The sequence below is a fragment of the Streptomyces sp. 142MFCol3.1 genome, from assembly GCF_000424945.1.
In the GTDB taxonomy this organism is placed as follows: Bacteria; Actinomycetota; Actinomycetes; order Streptomycetales; family Streptomycetaceae; genus Streptomyces; species Streptomyces siamensis.
The window spans coordinates 75478-92200 of the sequence record NZ_AUKV01000004.1 but is presented as its reverse complement, the minus strand read 5'-3'; the positions used below and the strand labels follow the sequence as shown (position 1 = coordinate 92200).

The 16723-nt window shown below is 72.5% G+C and carries 15 protein-coding genes and 2 pseudogenes; 6 read left to right on the top strand and 11 right to left on the bottom strand.

Translation table 11 applies throughout. From position 1 onward, the window contains the following. Positions 1 to 46 precede the first annotated feature (46 nt). The 3 genes from H305_RS44725 to H305_RS0106825 all read right to left on the bottom strand — a co-directional run bounded on the left by H305_RS44725 (position 47) and on the right by H305_RS0106825 (position 2622). A complete protein-coding gene (locus H305_RS44725) occupies positions 47 to 1324 on the bottom strand; it encodes a MalY/PatB family protein (RefSeq protein ID WP_234020640.1) in 1278 nt (425 codons plus the stop codon). Positions 1325 to 1639: 315 nt separating this feature from the next. Further along, positions 1640 to 1870, bottom strand: a complete 231-nt coding sequence (locus tag H305_RS0106830) for an HAD-IA family hydrolase (RefSeq protein WP_028799754.1) — start codon at positions 1868 to 1870, stop codon at positions 1640 to 1642. After that, a complete protein-coding gene (locus tag H305_RS0106825; RefSeq protein WP_028799753.1) occupies positions 1867 to 2622 on the bottom strand; it encodes a DeoR/GlpR family DNA-binding transcription regulator in 756 nt (251 codons plus the stop codon). Before H305_RS0106825 ends, H305_RS0106830 begins: the two co-directional genes overlap by 4 nt. 73 nt (positions 2623 to 2695) lie before the next feature. Between H305_RS0106825 and H305_RS44720 the strand changes: the two genes are divergently transcribed. Next, the gene (locus H305_RS44720) at positions 2696 to 3901 is read left to right on the top strand and encodes an MFS transporter (RefSeq protein ID WP_051370404.1); all 1206 of its coding nucleotides are present in this window, start codon (positions 2696 to 2698) and stop codon (positions 3899 to 3901) included. 72 nt (positions 3902 to 3973) lie between these two features. On the opposite strand, the gene H305_RS0106815 is transcribed toward H305_RS44720, so the two are convergent. The 4 genes and pseudogenes from H305_RS0106815 to H305_RS44715 all read right to left on the bottom strand — a co-directional run bounded on the left by H305_RS0106815 (position 3974) and on the right by H305_RS44715 (position 8252). Continuing rightward, a complete protein-coding gene (locus H305_RS0106815) occupies positions 3974 to 5047 on the bottom strand; it encodes a MerR family transcriptional regulator (protein WP_199791354.1) in 1074 nt (357 codons plus the stop codon). A gap of 400 nt (positions 5048 to 5447) precedes the next feature. Continuing rightward, complete coding sequence (locus H305_RS0106810) at positions 5448 to 6269, bottom strand: class I SAM-dependent methyltransferase (protein ID WP_028799751.1); 822 nt, start codon at positions 6267 to 6269, stop codon at positions 5448 to 5450. Positions 6270 to 6404: 135 nt separating this feature from the next. Next, positions 6405 to 7055 (bottom strand): response regulator, encoded by a 651-nt coding sequence (locus tag H305_RS0106805; protein WP_028799750.1) that lies wholly within the window; start codon positions 7053 to 7055, stop codon positions 6405 to 6407. Then, a pseudogene (locus H305_RS44715) lies at positions 7052 to 8252 on the bottom strand (sensor histidine kinase). Before H305_RS44715 ends, H305_RS0106805 begins: the two are co-directional and overlap by 4 nt. A 504-nt stretch (positions 8253 to 8756) precedes the next feature. On the opposite strand from H305_RS44715, the gene H305_RS0106795 reads away from it, so the two are divergent. Next, the gene (locus H305_RS0106795) at positions 8757 to 9311 is read left to right on the top strand and encodes a GlcG/HbpS family heme-binding protein (protein WP_028799749.1); all 555 of its coding nucleotides are present in this window, start codon (positions 8757 to 8759) and stop codon (positions 9309 to 9311) included. Positions 9312 to 9557: 246 nt separating this feature from the next. Continuing rightward, positions 9558 to 10087, top strand: a pseudogene (locus H305_RS44710) (ankyrin repeat domain-containing protein); the annotation flags it as partial. A gap of 126 nt (positions 10088 to 10213) precedes the next feature. Here the strand turns inward: H305_RS44710 and hemC are convergent. Then, positions 10214 to 11149 carry a hydroxymethylbilane synthase gene (gene hemC / locus H305_RS0106785; protein WP_028799748.1) on the bottom strand — a complete coding sequence of 312 codons (936 nt, stop codon included), beginning with the start codon at positions 11147 to 11149 and terminating at the stop codon, positions 10214 to 10216. Positions 11150 to 11618: 469 nt separating this feature from the next. Between hemC and H305_RS49245 the strand changes: the two genes are divergently transcribed. Continuing rightward, entirely contained in the window at positions 11619 to 12101 is a 483-nt protein-coding gene (locus H305_RS49245) for a hypothetical protein (RefSeq protein ID WP_051370403.1), read from the top strand. 145 nt (positions 12102 to 12246) lie between these two features. On the opposite strand, the gene H305_RS44700 is transcribed toward H305_RS49245, so the two are convergent. The 3 genes from H305_RS44700 to H305_RS0106765 form a co-directional block, all read right to left on the bottom strand. After that, a complete protein-coding gene (locus H305_RS44700) occupies positions 12247 to 13167 on the bottom strand; it encodes an anti-sigma factor family protein (protein WP_199791353.1) in 921 nt (306 codons plus the stop codon). Next, entirely contained in the window at positions 13157 to 13744 is a 588-nt protein-coding gene (locus H305_RS0106770) for an RNA polymerase sigma factor (protein WP_028799747.1), read from the bottom strand. The genes H305_RS44700 and H305_RS0106770 overlap by 11 nt, the downstream gene beginning before the upstream one ends. A 100-nt stretch (positions 13745 to 13844) precedes the next feature. Continuing rightward, on the bottom strand, positions 13845 to 14141 hold the full coding sequence (locus tag H305_RS0106765) for a response regulator transcription factor (protein WP_078628907.1): 297 nt from the start codon (positions 14139 to 14141) through the stop codon (positions 13845 to 13847). Positions 14142 to 14492: 351 nt separating this feature from the next. On the opposite strand from H305_RS0106765, the gene H305_RS44695 reads away from it, so the two are divergent. Continuing rightward, positions 14493 to 15671 carry a PP2C family protein-serine/threonine phosphatase gene (locus H305_RS44695; protein WP_234020639.1) on the top strand — a complete coding sequence of 393 codons (1179 nt, stop codon included), beginning with the start codon at positions 14493 to 14495 and terminating at the stop codon, positions 15669 to 15671. 123 nt (positions 15672 to 15794) lie between these two features. Then, the gene (locus tag H305_RS0106755; RefSeq protein WP_028799745.1) at positions 15795 to 16571 is read left to right on the top strand and encodes a VOC family protein; all 777 of its coding nucleotides are present in this window, start codon (positions 15795 to 15797) and stop codon (positions 16569 to 16571) included. The last annotated feature ends 152 nt before the right edge of the window (positions 16572 to 16723 follow it).

The following is a 16723-nucleotide window of genomic DNA, read 5'->3' as shown; positions in this document are numbered from 1 at the left end:
CGCGTTGCCCGGTGATCCCCGGCGAGCCCGGTGCCGGTGGTGGCGGTCACCGGCCTTCGGCGTCGCTGCGCATGCCCCGCAGTCCGGCCAGAGCGCGCCCCATTCTGGTGAGCGCTTCGCGCAGGACCGCGGGCGAGGTGGCGAAGTTGAGGCGTACGCGGCCCGCGCCGCCGGTACCGAAGACGTGTCCGGAGCTGAGGGCGACCCGGGCCTCGTCGAGGAACATCTTCGCCGGTCCGGCCACGTCGCCGACCACACCCGGACCGTCCGAGGAGCAGTGGTCGGTGTGCAGGTTCAGGTGTGTGCAGTCCAGCCAGGCCAGATAGGTGCCCTGGGGCGGCAGATACCGCACCCCGGGGAGGTGTTCGTCGACGAGCTGTCCCAACAGCGCGCGGTTGGCGTCGAGTCCGGTCAGCAGGTCGTCGAGCCAGTCGCCCCCGTCGCGGAACGCCGCGGTGTGGGCGATGACTCCGAGGTGGCTGGGGCCGTGGCCGACCTCTTCGGGCATGCGGTGCAGATCGTCGGCGGCTTCCGTGCCGGCCACGGCGAGGGCGGCCTTGAGACCGGCGAGGTTCCAGGCCTTGGAGGCGGAGGTCAGGGCGAAGGCGTTCTCGGCGCCGGGCACCGTCAGGAAGGGGGTGAAGGTGGCGCCGGGCAGCGCCAGAGGTCCGTGGATCTCGTCGGACACCACCCGTACGCCGTGTCGGCGCGCCAGCTCAGCGACCGCTTCGAGCTCCTCGCGCGTATGGACGGTACCGGTCGGGTTGTGCGGGTTGCTCATGAGGAACGCCGCTCGCCTGCCGTGCCGCCGGGCCCGTACGAACGCGTCTTCCAGTGCGCCGAGGTCGAGGCGCAGGCCGGGCCCGAGGGGTGCCTCGACGATGTGACGGGCGTCGTGGGAGACGAATGCGTAGAAGGGCGGGTACACCGGTGAGCACACCACTACGGCGTCACCGGGACCGGTGATCAGGCGGAGCACCTCGACGGTGCCCAGCATGACGTCGGGCACGACGGTCGTGTTCTCGACGCGAAGGTCGTCCCACTGCCAGCGTTTGCCGGCGAAGGCCGCGAGCGCCTCGGCGTAGGCGGTTCCGTGGGGGTATCCGGTGTCGCCCAGATCGATGGCCGTGCGCAGCGCGTCGACGACGGGCGCTGCGAGTGGGACGTCCATCTCCGCCACCCACAGCGGCAGCACGTCCTCGGGGTGCGTACGCCACTTCATGCTGGTGCGCGCTCTCAGCTGTGCCAGGGACAACTGGACGAGTGGATCCGTCCGCCGGCCGTCGCCCCTCTCGGACGGCGCCTCGCTCGTGCGCTCGCTCACGCGCTCCTCCCATCCCCGGACGAGACCGGGACAGTGCGGTCACGGTGCTGGTCGGCTGCGGGACGGCGCCCGGACCACGGCTTCCGCAGCCCGGACCGCCCCGCATACAGGATCGTCCCCCCAGGCCGAACGCGCGCCCCTTCTGCCGCCGCTTTCCTCTCACATCCACGGAGCGCGCCGGTAGGAGCGGCGGCCGGCCGACCCGCCGGGTGGGCCGGGTGAGGCTGTTCAGGGGCCGGGCGGAGGCCGGTGAAGGCCGCCTGCCGACGGGACGCGGCAACGATGTGAGTCCACCGGGAGGGCGTTTGTGGACGGTCAAGCCTCCCCGCTGCCTCGGACGTTGGAGGTCAGTACGGTCCTGAGCGGGGCAGCGCCGGTGAAGAGGTGGCCTTGTATGCCGAGCTCTTCGGCGGCCCGCACGTTCTCGTGGCGGTCGTCCACGAAGAGGATGTTCCGGGGCTCGGTACCCAGCGCGTCGACGCACCACCGGAAGGCGGCCGGGTCGGGCTTGGCGTGGCCGATGCGCGGTGTGCGTCGTGGGGTCACACCTTCCGGATGACGGCGCCCGCCGCGGCCAGGGCCGCGCTGGGTTCATCGGGGGCCGAGGTGTCCGTGACGATCGCGTGCAGCGCGGAGGCGGGTGCGACGAAGGCCAGGGCCGTGCGGGTCAGCTTGGGGGCTTCGGCGACCGCGATCACGCGACGGGCCGACCCGATCGCCGCGCGCTTCGCCGCGGCGTCGGCCAGGTCGAAGGCGGTCAGGCCGTCGGCCGCGGTGAGGCCGCAGCAGCCGATGACGGCGGTGTCGAAGCGCAGCGCGGCCAGCGAGGCCTCGGTCAGCGGGCCGGTCAGGGCGAGTTCGCCGGGGCGCGGCTGGCCGCCGGGGACGAGGAGGGTCACCTCCGGGCCGCCGGTCAGGGCGTTGACGGCGTGCAAGGACAGCGGCATCACGGTGACACGGCGGTCGTGGAGGACCCGGGCCACCTCCAGGCAGGTGGTACCGCTGTCGAGGACGACCGACTCGCCGTCGGAGATCAGCCGGCAGACCTCTTCGGCGATGCGCCGCTTGGTCTCCTGGCCCTCGGCGGCGCGCAGCGCGAACGGCGGCTCCTGGCCGCGCAACAGCAGCGTGCGGGCCCCGCCGCGGTAGCGCTCCAGGACGCCCTGCGCGGCGAGGACCTCCAGATCGCGGCGGACGGTCATCTCCGACGCCCCGGTCAGCTCGGCCAACTCGGCCACGCCCATGCGGCCCGCCGCACGCACGGCATCCGTGATCTGCCTCAGTCGTTCACTGCTCATGAGTCCTATTGAACATCAAGTATGTTCGAGATGGGAGTTTACGAACAAAGAAAATGTTCTGTATGTTCACCGTATGCCACGCTCGCTTCGGATCGCCCGCTGGGCCACCTTCTTCTACTTCGGCTTGAACGGCTTCGTCATGGGCATGTGGATCGTGCACATCCCGGTGATCGAGCATCGTGCCGGGATCAGCCACACCGTGCTCGGCTGGCTGCTGCTGTCGCTCGGCGCCGGCGCGTTCGCCGGAATGCAGCTGGTCGGTCCGCTCACCGACCGCCTCGGCGCCCGCATCGCCGTACCCGCCGGAGCGGCGTTGTGCAGCGGCGCGCTGGCCCTGCCCGGACTGGCCAGCGGCCCCCTCGCGCTCGGCGGCGCCCTGCTGGTCCTCGGCTTCGGCAACGGTTGCCTGGACGTCGCGATGAACGCCCACGCCGTCCACGTCGAACGCGCCTACGGGCGCCCCGTCATGTCCGCCTTCCACGCCGTCTTCTCGATCGGCGGTGTGCTGGCCGCGCTGCTCGGCGCCCGCACCCTCGGCGAGGGAGTCTCCCCGGCCGCCACCCTGGGCGTGGTCGCCGCGCTCGGACTGACGACCGGCCTGTTCGCCGCGCCCGCCCTGCTGCGCACCTCGCCCGTGCAGGGCGCCGCCGCCCCTGCCGGAGGTTCCGTACGACGGCGGACACCGCCCCGTGTCTGGGTACTGGCCGCGCTCGCCCTGATGCTGATGCTCTGCGAAGGGGTGGCCAACGACTGGTCCGCGCTGCACCTGCGGGACGTCCTCGACGCCCCCGCCTCCACCGCGGCCCTCGCCTACGGGGCCTTCGCGACCGCGATGACCGTGGGACGCCTGCTGACCGACCGCATCGCCGCCCGCGTCGGAGCGGTCGCCGTCCTGCGCCACGGAGCCGGTGTCGCCGCCCTCGGCCTCGGCACGGCGGCTCTGGCACCGTGGATTCCCCTGGCGCTGGCCGGCTGGGCCCTGTTCGGGATCGGCCTGTCCGGCTGTGTCCCCCAGCTGTTCAGCGCCGCCGGACACACCGATCCCGAGACGGCCGCGACGAACGTGTCCCGGGTGGCGGGTCTCGGTTACCTCGGCATGCTCGCCGGGCCCGCCGTCATCGGCCCGCTCACCCACCTCGCCCCGCTCGACACGGTTCTCCTCCTGCCGGTCGCCCTGTGCGTGGTCGGCGCCGTCACGGCCGGCATCCTGCGCCCCGCCTCCGAGACCCCGCAGCCGACGGCCACGCGGGTGCGCAGCGCCGAGGCGAGCAAACTCTGAACACCGGGGAGGGACAGGGCCGTTGCCCGCGCACGGCACGACAGGCCGTGCGCGGCGCCGGCCGCTGCACCGCTACCGCGGCACCTCCGACACGTCCGCGACCACACAACTGACGTTGTCGGGTCCGCCGGAGCGGTTGGCGAGGGCCACGAGCTCGCGTACCGCCTGCTCCGGGTCCGCGACCGTGGTGACCACCCGTCGGACCTCCGCGGCGTCGACGACCGTCGACAGGCCGTCGGAGCAGAGGAGATAGCGGTCCCCGGACCGTACGTCGTGCAGGCGCATGTCGGGGGTGCCGTCCGCGCCCTGTCCCAAGGCCCGTATGAGCAAGGACCGTTGAGGGTGGGAGACGGCCTCCTCCGCGCTGATGCGGCCCTCGTCGACCATCGACTGCACCACGGTGTGGTCGTGGGTGATCTGGAACAGCTCGCCGTCGCGCAGGACATACGCACGGGAGTCACCGATGTGGACGAGCGCCAGTTGCGACCCGGTCCAGAGCATCGCGGTGAGCGTGGTGCCGGCCGCTTCGGGCGAGGAGCCGCCCACGTCGTACACGGCCTGCCGGGCCTGTTCGACCGCGTCCTCGAGGACCCCGAGGAGGCTGCCCGCGGGGATGCCGCCCGTTTCGAGGTGCTTGAAAGCGTCGACGGCGGCCGCGCCGGCCCGCGCCCCCGCACCGCCGAAACCGTCGGCGACGGCGAGCAGGCGGGGGCCGGCATACGCGGTGTCCTGGTTGCCGGTGCGGACCAGTCCCGCGTCGGAGAGGGCGGCGTAGCGAATTCCCAGGGTGCCTGTGGTCGGTGTCATGGCAGGGTCCTTCCTGGACAGGTGGTCGACGAGGAAGGCGGCGAGATCGCGCCGTGCGGCGGTGTCGGCCTCGACCTGGGCCCAGAACGCGCGGATCTCCCGGGCCGCCTGTGCGGGCTCCAGCGTGCACACGTGCCGGATGCGGGCCAGCGGCATTCCCAGGCGCCGAAGCCAGGCGACGGTGCGGGCACGGTCCAGCTGCTCCGGGGCGTAGAGCCGGTAGCCGGTGACCGGGTCGACGCGAGCGGGGGTCAGCAGGCCCAGCTCGTCGTAGAGACGCAGCGCCTTCGGCGACAGACGGGACGCCTTCGAGAACGCCCCGATGGTCAACAACCCCATTCCCACTCCTCCCCCGCCGGGCAGGTAGCCCGGCCCACCCATGCTGCGACCTGCCCCAAGGTGAAGGTCAACAGGCGCCGCACCACGCACACCCGCCGACGCACACGCACCCGCCGAGGCACGCCCGCACGACGGTCCACGCACACCGACGCGCACACCGACGCGCTCACGTCCGCCCGCGCGCCGACGCATGCACATTACGTCGGCCACCTCACCGCCCGTGCCTGGCCGGCCTCCAGGGGGTTTCGTTCGGATCGGCCGGGGTCCGCGACGCCCGGCACGACACCTCGCCACGTTGTCGGACCAACCGAGTATCCCCAGAACACGGGTGATCCTCCGCCTTGCGATGCACCCACCGGACGCCGCGGCCTGATCCGACCCGGTCCAGACGAAACCACCCCTAGCGCAGTCGGGCCGTCGCGAGGTGCATCGTGAAGACACAGGGGACGGTTCCCTGAGGCGTCGTCAACTCCGCCGCCTCGGCGATGAAGTCCTCCCGCAGGCGCTCCACCGTGGTGCGGTCCAGCGGGCCGAGGTCGTAGAGGCCCGACACCGTCGCCCACACCTGCTCCACGGGACCGCTCAGATCGATGGCGAAGGTGTCCCATTCCACGGGGGCGAAACCCGCCGCCCCGAGGACGTCGTCAAGACCCTCGCGCGTACGGGTCCTTCTGTCTCCCAGTGCCGGGATGCGCCGCGAGGGCGGCAGCTCCTGGACCGTGGAACGCAACAGCCCGACGAAGCGTTCGTACGCCTCTTCGCCGGCCGCTCCGCCTCCCACCACGCAGGCCAGCACACCTCGCGGCGAGAGCACTCGGGCCACCTCCGCCGCGACCTGCTCGATCTCGGCCATGAGCATCAGCGCCATGTGGGAGACACAGGCGTCGAAGCTGTCGTCGGGAAACGGAAGGGCCTGGGCCCGGCCTTCCTCCAGCCGCGCCCCGGACAGGGCCGGCCGCCGTCGGGCGAGCGCCAGCGATTCGGGCGACAGGTCCAACCCGGCGAGCCGCCTGCCGCCGCTTCGGGCCAGCAGCTCCAGGAGCAGGCCGTCGCCGCAGCCGAGGTCCAGCACGCGCTCGCTGCCGGCGACCCGGTCGCACAGGATCTCGTAACTGGACCGGCCGTCCGGGGCACGGCCGCGCCCGAACGCCTCCGCGGTCACCGCCGGACGTTCGGCGTGGAAGGCCTGGAGGAACGCTTCTTGCGATGCGGTGGTCGTCACACCCCCAACCTATGGTCCGGGACCGACAGCCCGGGGCCCGACCCCTGGGACGGCCCGGCCTCGGCCCCGTGGTGACCTCCGCCCGGCCCCGCGACGGCTTGAAGCCTCGCCGTCGACAGGCCACCGGTGACGTCTTCAGGGCAGCAGGCGTCGTTCCTTTGCCACGGCCACGGCGCCGGCCCGCGTGCCGACGCCGAGCTTGTCGTAGATCCGGCCGAGGTGCGTCTTCACCGTCGCCTCGCTGATGAAGAGTGCCTTCGCGATCTCCCGGTTGCCGAGGCCCTGCGCCAGTTGTGTGAGGATGTCCCGCTCACGGTCGGTGAGGGTGGGGCGCGGGCTGCGCATGTGGGCCATCACCCGGCCGGCGACCGGGGCCGAGAGCGTCGTACGGCCCTGCGCGGCGGCCTGGACGGCGGCGAACAGTTCCTCCGGCCGCTCGGCCTTCAACAGATAGCCGGTCGCCCCCGCCTCGATGGCACGGGCGATGTCGGCGTCGGTGTCGTACGTGGTGAGGACGAGGACGTGCGGGCGGTCACCGGGAGCGGCCGTGAGCCGACGGGTGGTCTCGACCCCGTCGATGCCGTCGCCGAGCTGCAGGTCCATCAGCACCACGTCCGGATCGAGCTTCGTCGTCAGGGCGAGCGCCTCCTCACCCGTGCCCGCCTCGCCGACGACCTCGATGTCCTGGGCGCTGCCGAGCAGGGCGAGCAGACCGGCCCGTACGACGGCGTGGTCGTCGCAGAGCAGGATGCGGACGGGGCGGGAGGCGCCGTGTGCGCCGTTCATCGGGGCGGCGCCAGGGGGATCGCGGCGGACAGGACGGTGCCCTCGCCGGGGGCGGATTCGACGGTGAGGGTGCCACCGAGCCGGCCGGCCCGCGCACGCATGGCGGGCAGCCCGTGGCCCCGGACGCCGGGTGCGGACACGGACGCGTCGTCGGGTGCGAAGCCGTGACCGTCGTCGGCGACGTCGAGGACGACCTGGTCCTCCAGGAGCGTGAGGGTGAGGGTGGCCGTACGCGCACCGGAGTGCTCCCGTACGTTGGCCAGGGCGCCCTGGGCGATGCGCAGCAGGGTGGACCGGACCCGCTCCGGAAGGCGGGGCGCGCGACTGCTGTCGTCCACGTGGACACGGACGGTGAGCCGCTCACCGGACTCACGGGCGGCCAGCGCGCGCAGCGCGTCGTCGAGGCCGCCGCCGCGGGCGAGGTCGGCAGGGGGCGAGGTCGTGCACGAAGCGGCGAGCCTCGTCGAGGTTGTGCTGGGTGACGGCCCCGGCCGTCCGCACGTGCGCGCGTGCCCTCGCCGGGTCGGACTCCCAGAGCCGGTCGGCGGCCTGGAGCAGCATCTGCTGGCTCGACAGCCCCTGGGCGAGCGTGTCGTGGATCTCCATCGACAGCCTCTGCCGCTCGGCGAAGGTCCCTCCACGGCGCTCCGACGCGGCCAGTTCACGGCGGGTGCGGATCAGATCGTCGATGAGGGCGCGCTGGCGCGCGGTCTGCCGCTCCATCTGGAGGAAGACGGCGGTCGCGATCGCGGCGACGGCGGGCGGCGCGAACAGCAGATTCGGATCGAAGTGGCCCGCGAGACGGAGCTGCACGGCGACGACGAACACCGTGAGCACGGCGGCCAGCACGAGTGCGGCCCGGGCCGGCAGCATGCGCAGCCCGGTGTAGAAGAGCGGCACCGCGCACCAGGCGAAGCTGGGGGCGAGCACCACGAGGACCATCCACACCGCGACGACCACGGCGAGCCGGCCGAGCCCCAGTGCGGTGGGCCGCGCGCCCTCGTCGTCCGGCCCGGCGTCCCGGCCCAGCGGCGCCCAGCGGCCCTTCGCCGCGGCGGTTCCGGAGGACGGGATCGCGTAGAGCAGGGCGAGGACGACGGACAGCGCGATGATCCACGGGGTGCGGGGCTCCCCGGGGTGGCGCAGCAGGAACCGGGCGAGCGCGCCGCCGAGCAGCAGGAAGAACGCCACGTGCATCACGGCGCCGAGCCAGGGGCCGTCCGCGTCGTACGTCGGGTCCGGGTGCGCGTACGCCCCGTGGTCCCGGCCTGTTCGCGCGTACGCCGAGCGGTCCCGGGCCGTTCGCGTGGAGGACGCGTGGTCGCGGCCCGTGCGCGTGGAGGACGCGTGTTCCTCGCCGGTCCGCGCGGAGGACGCCTGGTCCTGGCCCGTCCGCGTGGACGGCGTCCGCCGTCGGTCCGTTCGCGATGACGCGGCGCGCGCCGGGTCATCGCCCGCGCCGGTGTCGTACCTGCGGTTCGCCTCCGAATCCACGTCATCCACCTCCTCCACCGCTCCTGCCAGGTCAAACACTCCCATTGTCGCCAGTCTCGGCGACCCCGGGGTCATCCGATCGGCTGACCCGGCCGTCACCCGGTCGGCGCCCGGTCACCAGCCGGAACGCCGACCGGGCCGGACGCGGACGGCACCAGGCTGGAGAGCGGAAGAAGCGATTGCCCTGCGACCCCAGGAGTCGACCTCATGAAGAAGCTCTCCCGCCGTGCCCGCGCCGCCACCGGCGGTGCCGTGATCGCGGTGGTCGCCGCCGGCACGTTCGGCACGGTCTCCGCGAACGCCTCGGCACCCGCCTCACCCGCGGCCGCTCCCGTGGCGAACGCGAAGAGCGGCAGCACCAACACGTCCACCCACCTCACGGTCGACGCCGCCACCGAGGCCGCGCAGGCCGCGCTCGACGCCGCCGAGCGGGAGAACCAGAAGATCACCGTCGCGGTCGTCGACCGCAACGGCAACACCGTCGTCACCCTGCGCGGCGACGGCGCGGGCCCGCAGTCGTACGAGTCCGCGCAGCGCAAGGCGTACACGGCCGTCTCCTGGAACGCGCCCACGTCCGAGCTCGCCAAGCGTCTCGAGCAGGCTCCGAACCTCAAGGACATCCCCGGCACCCTGTTCCTCGGGGGTGGCGTGGCCGTCGCCGCCAAGGGTGCCCCGGTCGCCGGGATCGGTGTCGCCGGTGCGCCGTCCGGCGACCTGGACGAGAAGTTCGCGGCGGCGGGCGCGGCGACGCTGGGCCGCTGATCCGGTGACCGAGCCGGTCGCCGACGCACGCGGACCTCTGCGGCACGAGCCCGATCCGACTCGCGCCGCAGAGGTCCGCGTGACCCGGGCGGCTCGCCCGTAGGGATCCGTGGACCCCTGCCGGCTCGCCCGTAGGGATCCGTGGGCCCTGTCGGCTCGCCCGCAGGTCAAGGAGGGGAGCACAGCCACCATGAACACGCGGCAACGCGCTCTGCTCGGCGCCGCCGGGACGGCGACACCGACTCCGTGCGGGCCGCGCCGGCCGCGGGCGCCGATCCCGAGACCCGCGACGGATACCGCCGTACCCCACCCCTGCTCGCCGCGCTCGGCGACCACGTCACCGCCGCCGAGGCGCTCCTCGCGGCGGGCGCGGACCCGAACGCCCGCGACAACCGCGACGACAGCCCCTGGCTGGTCACCGGGATGACCTGCAGCGTCGCCATGACGCGCGCCCTGCTCCCGGCGGCCCCCGACCTGAGACTGCGGAACCGCTTCGGCGGCATCGCCCTCGTCCCCACGGCGGAACGCGGCCACGTGGACTGCGTACGCGCGGTATCACGGGAGACCGACATCGACGTCGACCACGTCAACCGCCTCGGCTGGACGGCCCTGTGCAAGCCCGTGATCCTCGATGACGGCGGGCGCGCACACCAGGAGATCGTGGGGCTGCTCGTCACGGCGGGCGCCACCCCGCACCTGCCGACGGTGACGGCGTGACCGCCCTGGAACACGCTGAGCGACGCGGATTCACTGAGACCGCCGGTCTGTTGAGGGCCCTGAGGCAGACGTACGCCGGCCCGCGCGGCGCGGCGGGCAGAGCGCCGCGCCGGGCGGGCGGTCGCCCGCCGGACGCTCTCGCACCGGCGTCGTGCCGCGTCCGACCGGTGGGCGACGGAGTCGGTTCAGTGGGCGATGGAGTCGATGAGGTCGCGGGCACCCTGGCGGAGCAGGGCGACGGCGACCGCGGTGCCGAGCGTGCCCGGGTCGAGGGGTCCGGCCCATTCATGGGCGTTGAGGACGGTCTTGCCGTCGGGAGTGAACACGCAGGCGCGCAGGGACAGATCGCCGTTGCGCTCGGCCTTGGCGTATCCGGCGATGGGCGAGTTGCAGTGTCCCTGGAGCACATGGAGGAACATCCGCTCGGCGGTTGCTTCCCGGTGCGTGTCGGGGTGGCCGAGGGCGCTGACGGTGTCGATCAGTTCGGTGTCGTCCTCCCGGCACTGGAGTGCGAGGATCCCGGCACCGATCGGGGGCATCATCACGTCGGTCGGGAGGATCTCGGTGATCACGTCCTGACGGTCGATGCGTTCGAGCCCGGAGACGGCCAGCAGGAGGGCGTCGGCTTCGCCCGCGGCGAGCTTGTCCAGGCGCCGGTTGGCGTTGCCGCGCATCGGGACGCACTCCAGGTGGGGGTAGGACGCGGCGAGTTGGGCCACGCGCCGCACCGACGAGGTGCCGACACGGGTGCCGGCGGGCAGTTCGTCGAGGGTGAGGCCGTCCAAGTGCACGAGTGCGTCGCGGATGTCGTCGCGCCGGAGGAAGGCGGCGAAGACCGTGCCTGCCGGGAGCGGGCGGTCGGCGGGTACATCCTTGACGCAGTGCACCGCGAGGTCCGCGTGTCCGTCCAGCAGCGCGGCATCGACTTCCTTGGTGAACGCGCCCTTCCCCTCGACCTGGGCGAGATCCCCCATCCACTTGTCGCCGGTGGTCTTCACCGGCACGACCTCGGTACGGATCCCGGGGTGGAGCACGGCCAGTTCGGCGCGCACACGTTCCACCTGTGCCAGGGCCATGGGCGAGTCGCGCGAGACGATGCGGATCAGTTCAGGGGCGGACATGCCGTCACGATAGCCAATCGCCCGCGGACTTCGAGCGGCAACCCCGAAGGCTCATCTCGGATGCGGGAAACGCACGTTGAGGCGCCGGACGCATGTACGAGAAGGGGGACGGCCGTGCGAAGGGGCTCGGTCCGCGGCTGTCGGCAGGTCCGGTTTCAGGCCGGTCCTACGACTCCCGCCGTCCGGTCGTCGCCGAGTCGTGCAATCCCTACAGGGCTGTTGTCCGTATGCATTGACAGGAGGCGATCCCTCCGAGACGACAGCTCCGCGACGCCGGGCTCCGCGTGGTGACCGGCGCCGGGTGTCCCAGGGCGGCGCCCGGCGCGCGGATGCGTCCCGGCCGGCCGGTGCCCGCCCGCGATCCGGCCAGTGCCGCGCTCTGGTCCGCACCGCACCGCGCGGCGATCCCCCGGCCGGGACGCCTTTCCCCCGTGGGCTTTGTCCGTGCCCATGAACACCTGGAGTCGCCATGACGTCCCACAACGCCGCCGAAGCGGCCTTGCGGGGGCTGGGCGTGTGCTGTGCCGTCGCCAACACGGTGCTGCACACGATCCTCGTCCCCGACCACCTGGAGGAGATGTTCTACATCGGCGTCCTGTTCGCCGTGGGCAGTGCCGTCATGCTCGGCGTGGCCGTGGCACTGATCCTGATGAGGCGAGCGCTGATCGCCTGGCTGACCGGGGCGCTCGTCAGTCTCGGCATGATCGTCGGCTTCGTGCTGTCGCGCACCGTCGGCCTGCCGGGCGGCTATTACGAGCCCGGTTGGGAAGCGCCCTACGGCCCCCTGTCCGTACTCGTCGAGGCACTCTTCGTCCTGACCTTCCTCGTCTGGCTCGGCGACAGGACCGCGCACGGCGTCGTGCCCGGGCTGCCGCGCAGGACGGCCCACGCTCCGGCACCGGCCGAGCGAGACCTGTCGGACACCGGGCGAGACCTGTCGAAACGCGTGTGAGGGCCTGGCTCGAAACACGTGTGAGGGCCTGCCCGACGAACGTGTCGCGGGAAGAGACGTGACCACGACTGGCGAGGGCAGGCCGAGCGGACCGGTGACCTGGGAAGCGGTCCGCTCCGCCGTGCGCTCACTGGAAAACCGCGGATCACTCCAGGTGGCTCGCTACGGAGCTTGCGGATGACTCCTGGTCGCCCCCCACGTCGCCGGGGCCGAGGTGTGCCGACGCGAGCACGGTGCCGTCGGGCGTCGCGACCCGGGCGCCGGAGACCGCCGAGGGGTCGACTCGGGCCTGACTCCCCCAGGATCCGCGGCCGTCGCGCAAGGTGAAGGTGCCCACGCGAACCGTGCTGCCGTCCTTGTGCTCCAACAGGCAGACGATCTTGCCGCTGAAGGGGTTGCCCGCCTCGGCGAGATCGACGGTCATGTAGACCCAGCCCTCGGGGTCGGTGTGTGCGTAGACCTCGCCGCTCGGCTTGTTCTGGGCGACGGTCGAGATCAGGTCACCGGAGAGCATTTCCTTGTCGGTGCCGACGGACGTGGCGGCCGGGCCGGCAATGACGTTCTCGATCGCCGTACCTGCGGCCCAGCCGCCGAAACCGACCGCGGCGAGGACCGCGGCCGCGACGGCGGCGACCCGAGGCCGTATCCGTCCGCGTCCGCCCTTGCGCCTGGCCGAGTGCCCGCCGGGACGCGGATGCGTCTCGCGCACAGCCGCCTCGCGCACGGACGTCTCGCGCTCGGACGTCTCATGCACTGATGTCTCGTGCGCCATGTCGCGTCCCGTCGGCCCGCGCATGCGGGCCCCGTGCCCGCGGGCCTCGCGCACGTGCTTCTCCTGCGTCAGCGACTGGGCCACCCGGGCCTCGAACCCGACCGGGGGTTCGCTGCCCGGCAGCAGCCCGATGAGGCCGTCCCCCACGAGAGTGAGCTGCTCGACGTACTCCCGGCAGCCCGCGCACTCGTCGAGATGGGCGACCGCGCCGGCCCGCTCCCGGCCGGGCAGCACGCCGAGCGCCAGCTCGGTGCCGACCTCCCGCACCTTCTCGCAGGTCACTTCACTGGACATGGTCGCCTCGTTTCGGAGACGCAAGCGTCGTGCGCAGCTTGCCCATCGCTGTCCTTATGCGCGTCTTCGCGGTGCCCAGCGGGATCTTCTCCGAGTCGGCGACCTGCTGGGCGGTCATGCCGTAGATGCCCGCCATCACCAGGGCACGGCCCTGCTCGCGCGGCAGCTGCGCGACAGCCGCCCGCAGTCGGGCGGAGGCCTCGTCGGCCAGCGCGTGCTGCTCCGGAGTGTCGCTGACCACGTCGAGGATCGCTTCGAGATCCTCGGGCGCCACCGGCTCCAGCCGTCGCGACCGCACGGCGTCGATGGCGAGGTTGTGGGCGATGGCCGTCAGCCAGGTCTTCACCGAACCGCGGCGCGCGTCGTACATCTGCGCGTGGCGCCACGCGCGCTCGAACGTCTGCTGAGCGATGTCCTCGGCGAGCTGCGGATCACCCGTGACGGCGATGGCGACGCCGAAGACCGCGTGCTGGAACCTTCGTACGAAGGTGACCGCGAGCTCCGGATCACCGTCGGCCAGCCCGGACAACAGTGCTTCGTCCGGAAGACGGCCCACCGGGAACCTGAATCTCGTCACATCCGTATATACGGTCCGCCCGCGCCTCGGGATTGCCCGTCCGCCACGGAATCGGAAGGTCATATTCCGATTCTCTCTCCGCTGCTTCGCCGCACGGCCGTCACAGGCCGAGCGAGATGGCCAGTCGGGTCATCTCGGCGGTGGTGGTGATGTTGAGCTTGGCGCGGATCCGGCGCAGGTAGGCGTCGACCGTGTGCTTGGACAGTCCCATCTGGCGTGCCGCCTGCAGGTAGGTGCAGCCGGCGGCGATATGTCGCAGGGTCTCGCGTTCGCGCGGGGCCAGCGCGGGGGCGTCGGCCTCGGAGGTCGTGGCGGAGGTCATGGCGGAAACCTGGGCGCCGGGGGCCGAGGTCTCGGCGGACGGGGTGGAGATCGGGGCGGTGAGGGCGGGGCTCATGAGGTCTTCCTTCTCTGTCGACGGGTCGGCCGGGTCGTCACTGCCCGCACCCTCGGAAGCAGTAGGCAAATGCCCGATTAAGGTGTTTTGCCCTGGTTCCAAAAGACTGACTCGGCGACGTCATCACCACGTCCGTCGACTGTCACGGGCGTGTCACAGGCCACATCCGGCCGCCTGACACCGCTCCACCGGACCGTCGCCGCCAGGCCCCCGGGAGCCGGCCACCACCGCGCACACCGCATCTCCCCGAGGGCGCGACCGCTCCCGCCGCAGGTGTCGCCCTCCTTGACGACAGGCGACAGGCGACAGGCGACAGGCGACAGGCCGGTGATTTCAGGGCAAAATGGGCGCGTGGAGATCCGGCGCGTGCCAGTGGACCACCTCGCCGATCAGCCGCCGGGCCGCGGGTGGGTGTTGATTCCCCTCGCGCTGATCGTCGTCATCACCGTGGTGGACGTCCACTCCCCCACCGACATCCACCTCGGTCCGCTGCTGGTCATCGCACCGGCCCTCACCGCCTCGCTCGCCGGAGCGAAAGTCACCGCCCTCGTCGGAGCGCTCGCGGTGATCGCGCAGATCGTCATCGCCGCCCTCCACGGAGGCCTGATGACGGCGAACCACATCGCGCAGATCATCGCCCTGACCGTGCTCTCCGCCCTGGTCGTCTTCGTCTGTTTCCTGCGCGAACGCCGCGCTCGGCAACTGAGCCGGGCCCGCTCGGTGGCGGAGACCGCGCAACGCGTCCTCCTGCGGCCGCCGCCCCGCCGCGTCGGCCCCCTGCGCGTGGCGTGGCTGTACCTCGCGGCAGAGGACGAAGCGCGCATCGGCGGCGACCTCTTCGCGGTCACCCGCGCCACCGGCTCCTCCACCCGCGTCATCATCGGCGACGTCCGCGGCAAGGGGCTCGCCTCCATCGCCGAGGCATCGGTGCTGCTGGGCGCATTCCGCGAGGGTGCCCACCGTTATGCGACCCTGCCGGAACTGACGTCCGCGCTCGAAGTGAGCGTCTGCCGGGGTATGGAAGAAGTCGCCGACACCGCGCTCGACCCCGGCGAGCACTTCATCACCGCTCTCGTCCTCGACATCCCCGACGACGGCGCCCAGCCGATGCTGATCAACTGCGGTCATCCGCCTCCCCTGTTGCTCCAGGACGGTGACGTCACGGTCCTGCACGCGCGCAGCCCGGTGCCGCCCCTCGGCATGTGCGAGCTCCCGGCCACCAACCACCACCCCGAACCTTTCGAGCTGGCAACCGGCGACACCCTCATCCTCTACACCGATGGCGTCATCGAGGCACGCTCCCCGAGCGGGGCCTTCTACCCGCTGGCCGAGCGGGTCGCGGCCTTCGCCACCGGACACCCCGAAGGCCTTCTGCAACGCATCCACGAGGACCTCGTCGACCACGTCGGCCATCGCCCCACCGACGACGCCGCCCTACTGGTCATCCAGCGCACCCCGGTGCACCGTCGCCCCCACCTCGCGGCCCACCACGACGGTCATCCCCAGGGCCGCCCGGCCCCGCAGAAGTGATCCGCACCCGCCCGGCCCCGGCCCGGGTGAACTCCCTCGGGACATCGCGACAGGTACGCCGGACAGCGCCCGCCGAGGCGGCATAGTGGCCGGGTCCGCACCCGGCACCGCAGGAGGCACGACATGCTCGGCACCGACTTCCGCACCGGCTCGCCCAACTGGATCGACCTCGGCAGCCCGGACCAGGACGCGGCCGCGGCCTTCTACGGGTCGGTGTTCGAGTGGCAGTACGTGTCGGCCGGGCCCGACGCGGGCGGTTACGGGTTCTTCCAGAGGGGCGGCAGGACCGTCGGCGCCCTCGGGCGGCTGAGCGAGGAGGGAGCCCGGCCCGCCTGGACGACGTACTTCCACAGCGACGACATCCAGGCCACCGCCCGCGACGTGGTCGCCGGCGGCGGGACCGTGCGGGTCGAGCCGGCGCACATGGGTGAGGCGTCGTTCGCCCAGTTCACCGATCCCCAGGGCGCGGAGTTCGCCGTGCTGCAACCAGGCACGGGCGGCCTGGAGACGACGTCCGAGGACGACACCCTGGTGTGGGTGGAGCTGCACGTCGGCGATCCGGATGCCGCGATCCGCTTCTACGACGGGCTGTTCGGCTGGCGCTCCCAGGAGATGCAGGCACCCGGCATGACCTACCGGGTGCTGAGCATCCGGGACGGCGATCAGCAGGACGGGGCGTTCGGCGGCGTGGCCCCGCTCCGGTCGGATCAGGAAGAGGCCCGTTGGATCCCGTACTTCGCGGTGGCCGACGCCGACGCCACCGTCGCCGCGGTGCGGGAGAACGGCGGTGCGGTCCTCATGCCGGCCACAGACGTCCCGGAGGTCGGGCGGATCGCCTGGCTGGCGGACCCGAGCCAGGCGATGTTCGCCGTTCTGAAGCCGAACCCGCGCCGGGGCTGAACGCCACGCGGCGTGTGCGCGACCACGCGCCGGGCGATTCCGTGCGGGCACCCTAGCCCGGCCCGCGGCGTACGCCTGCCCGGGGTTCCGAGCGGGGCGGAGACGTCCCGCCCGTGATCCGTACGGGCCTGTGCCCGAAGGCCGGAGATCAC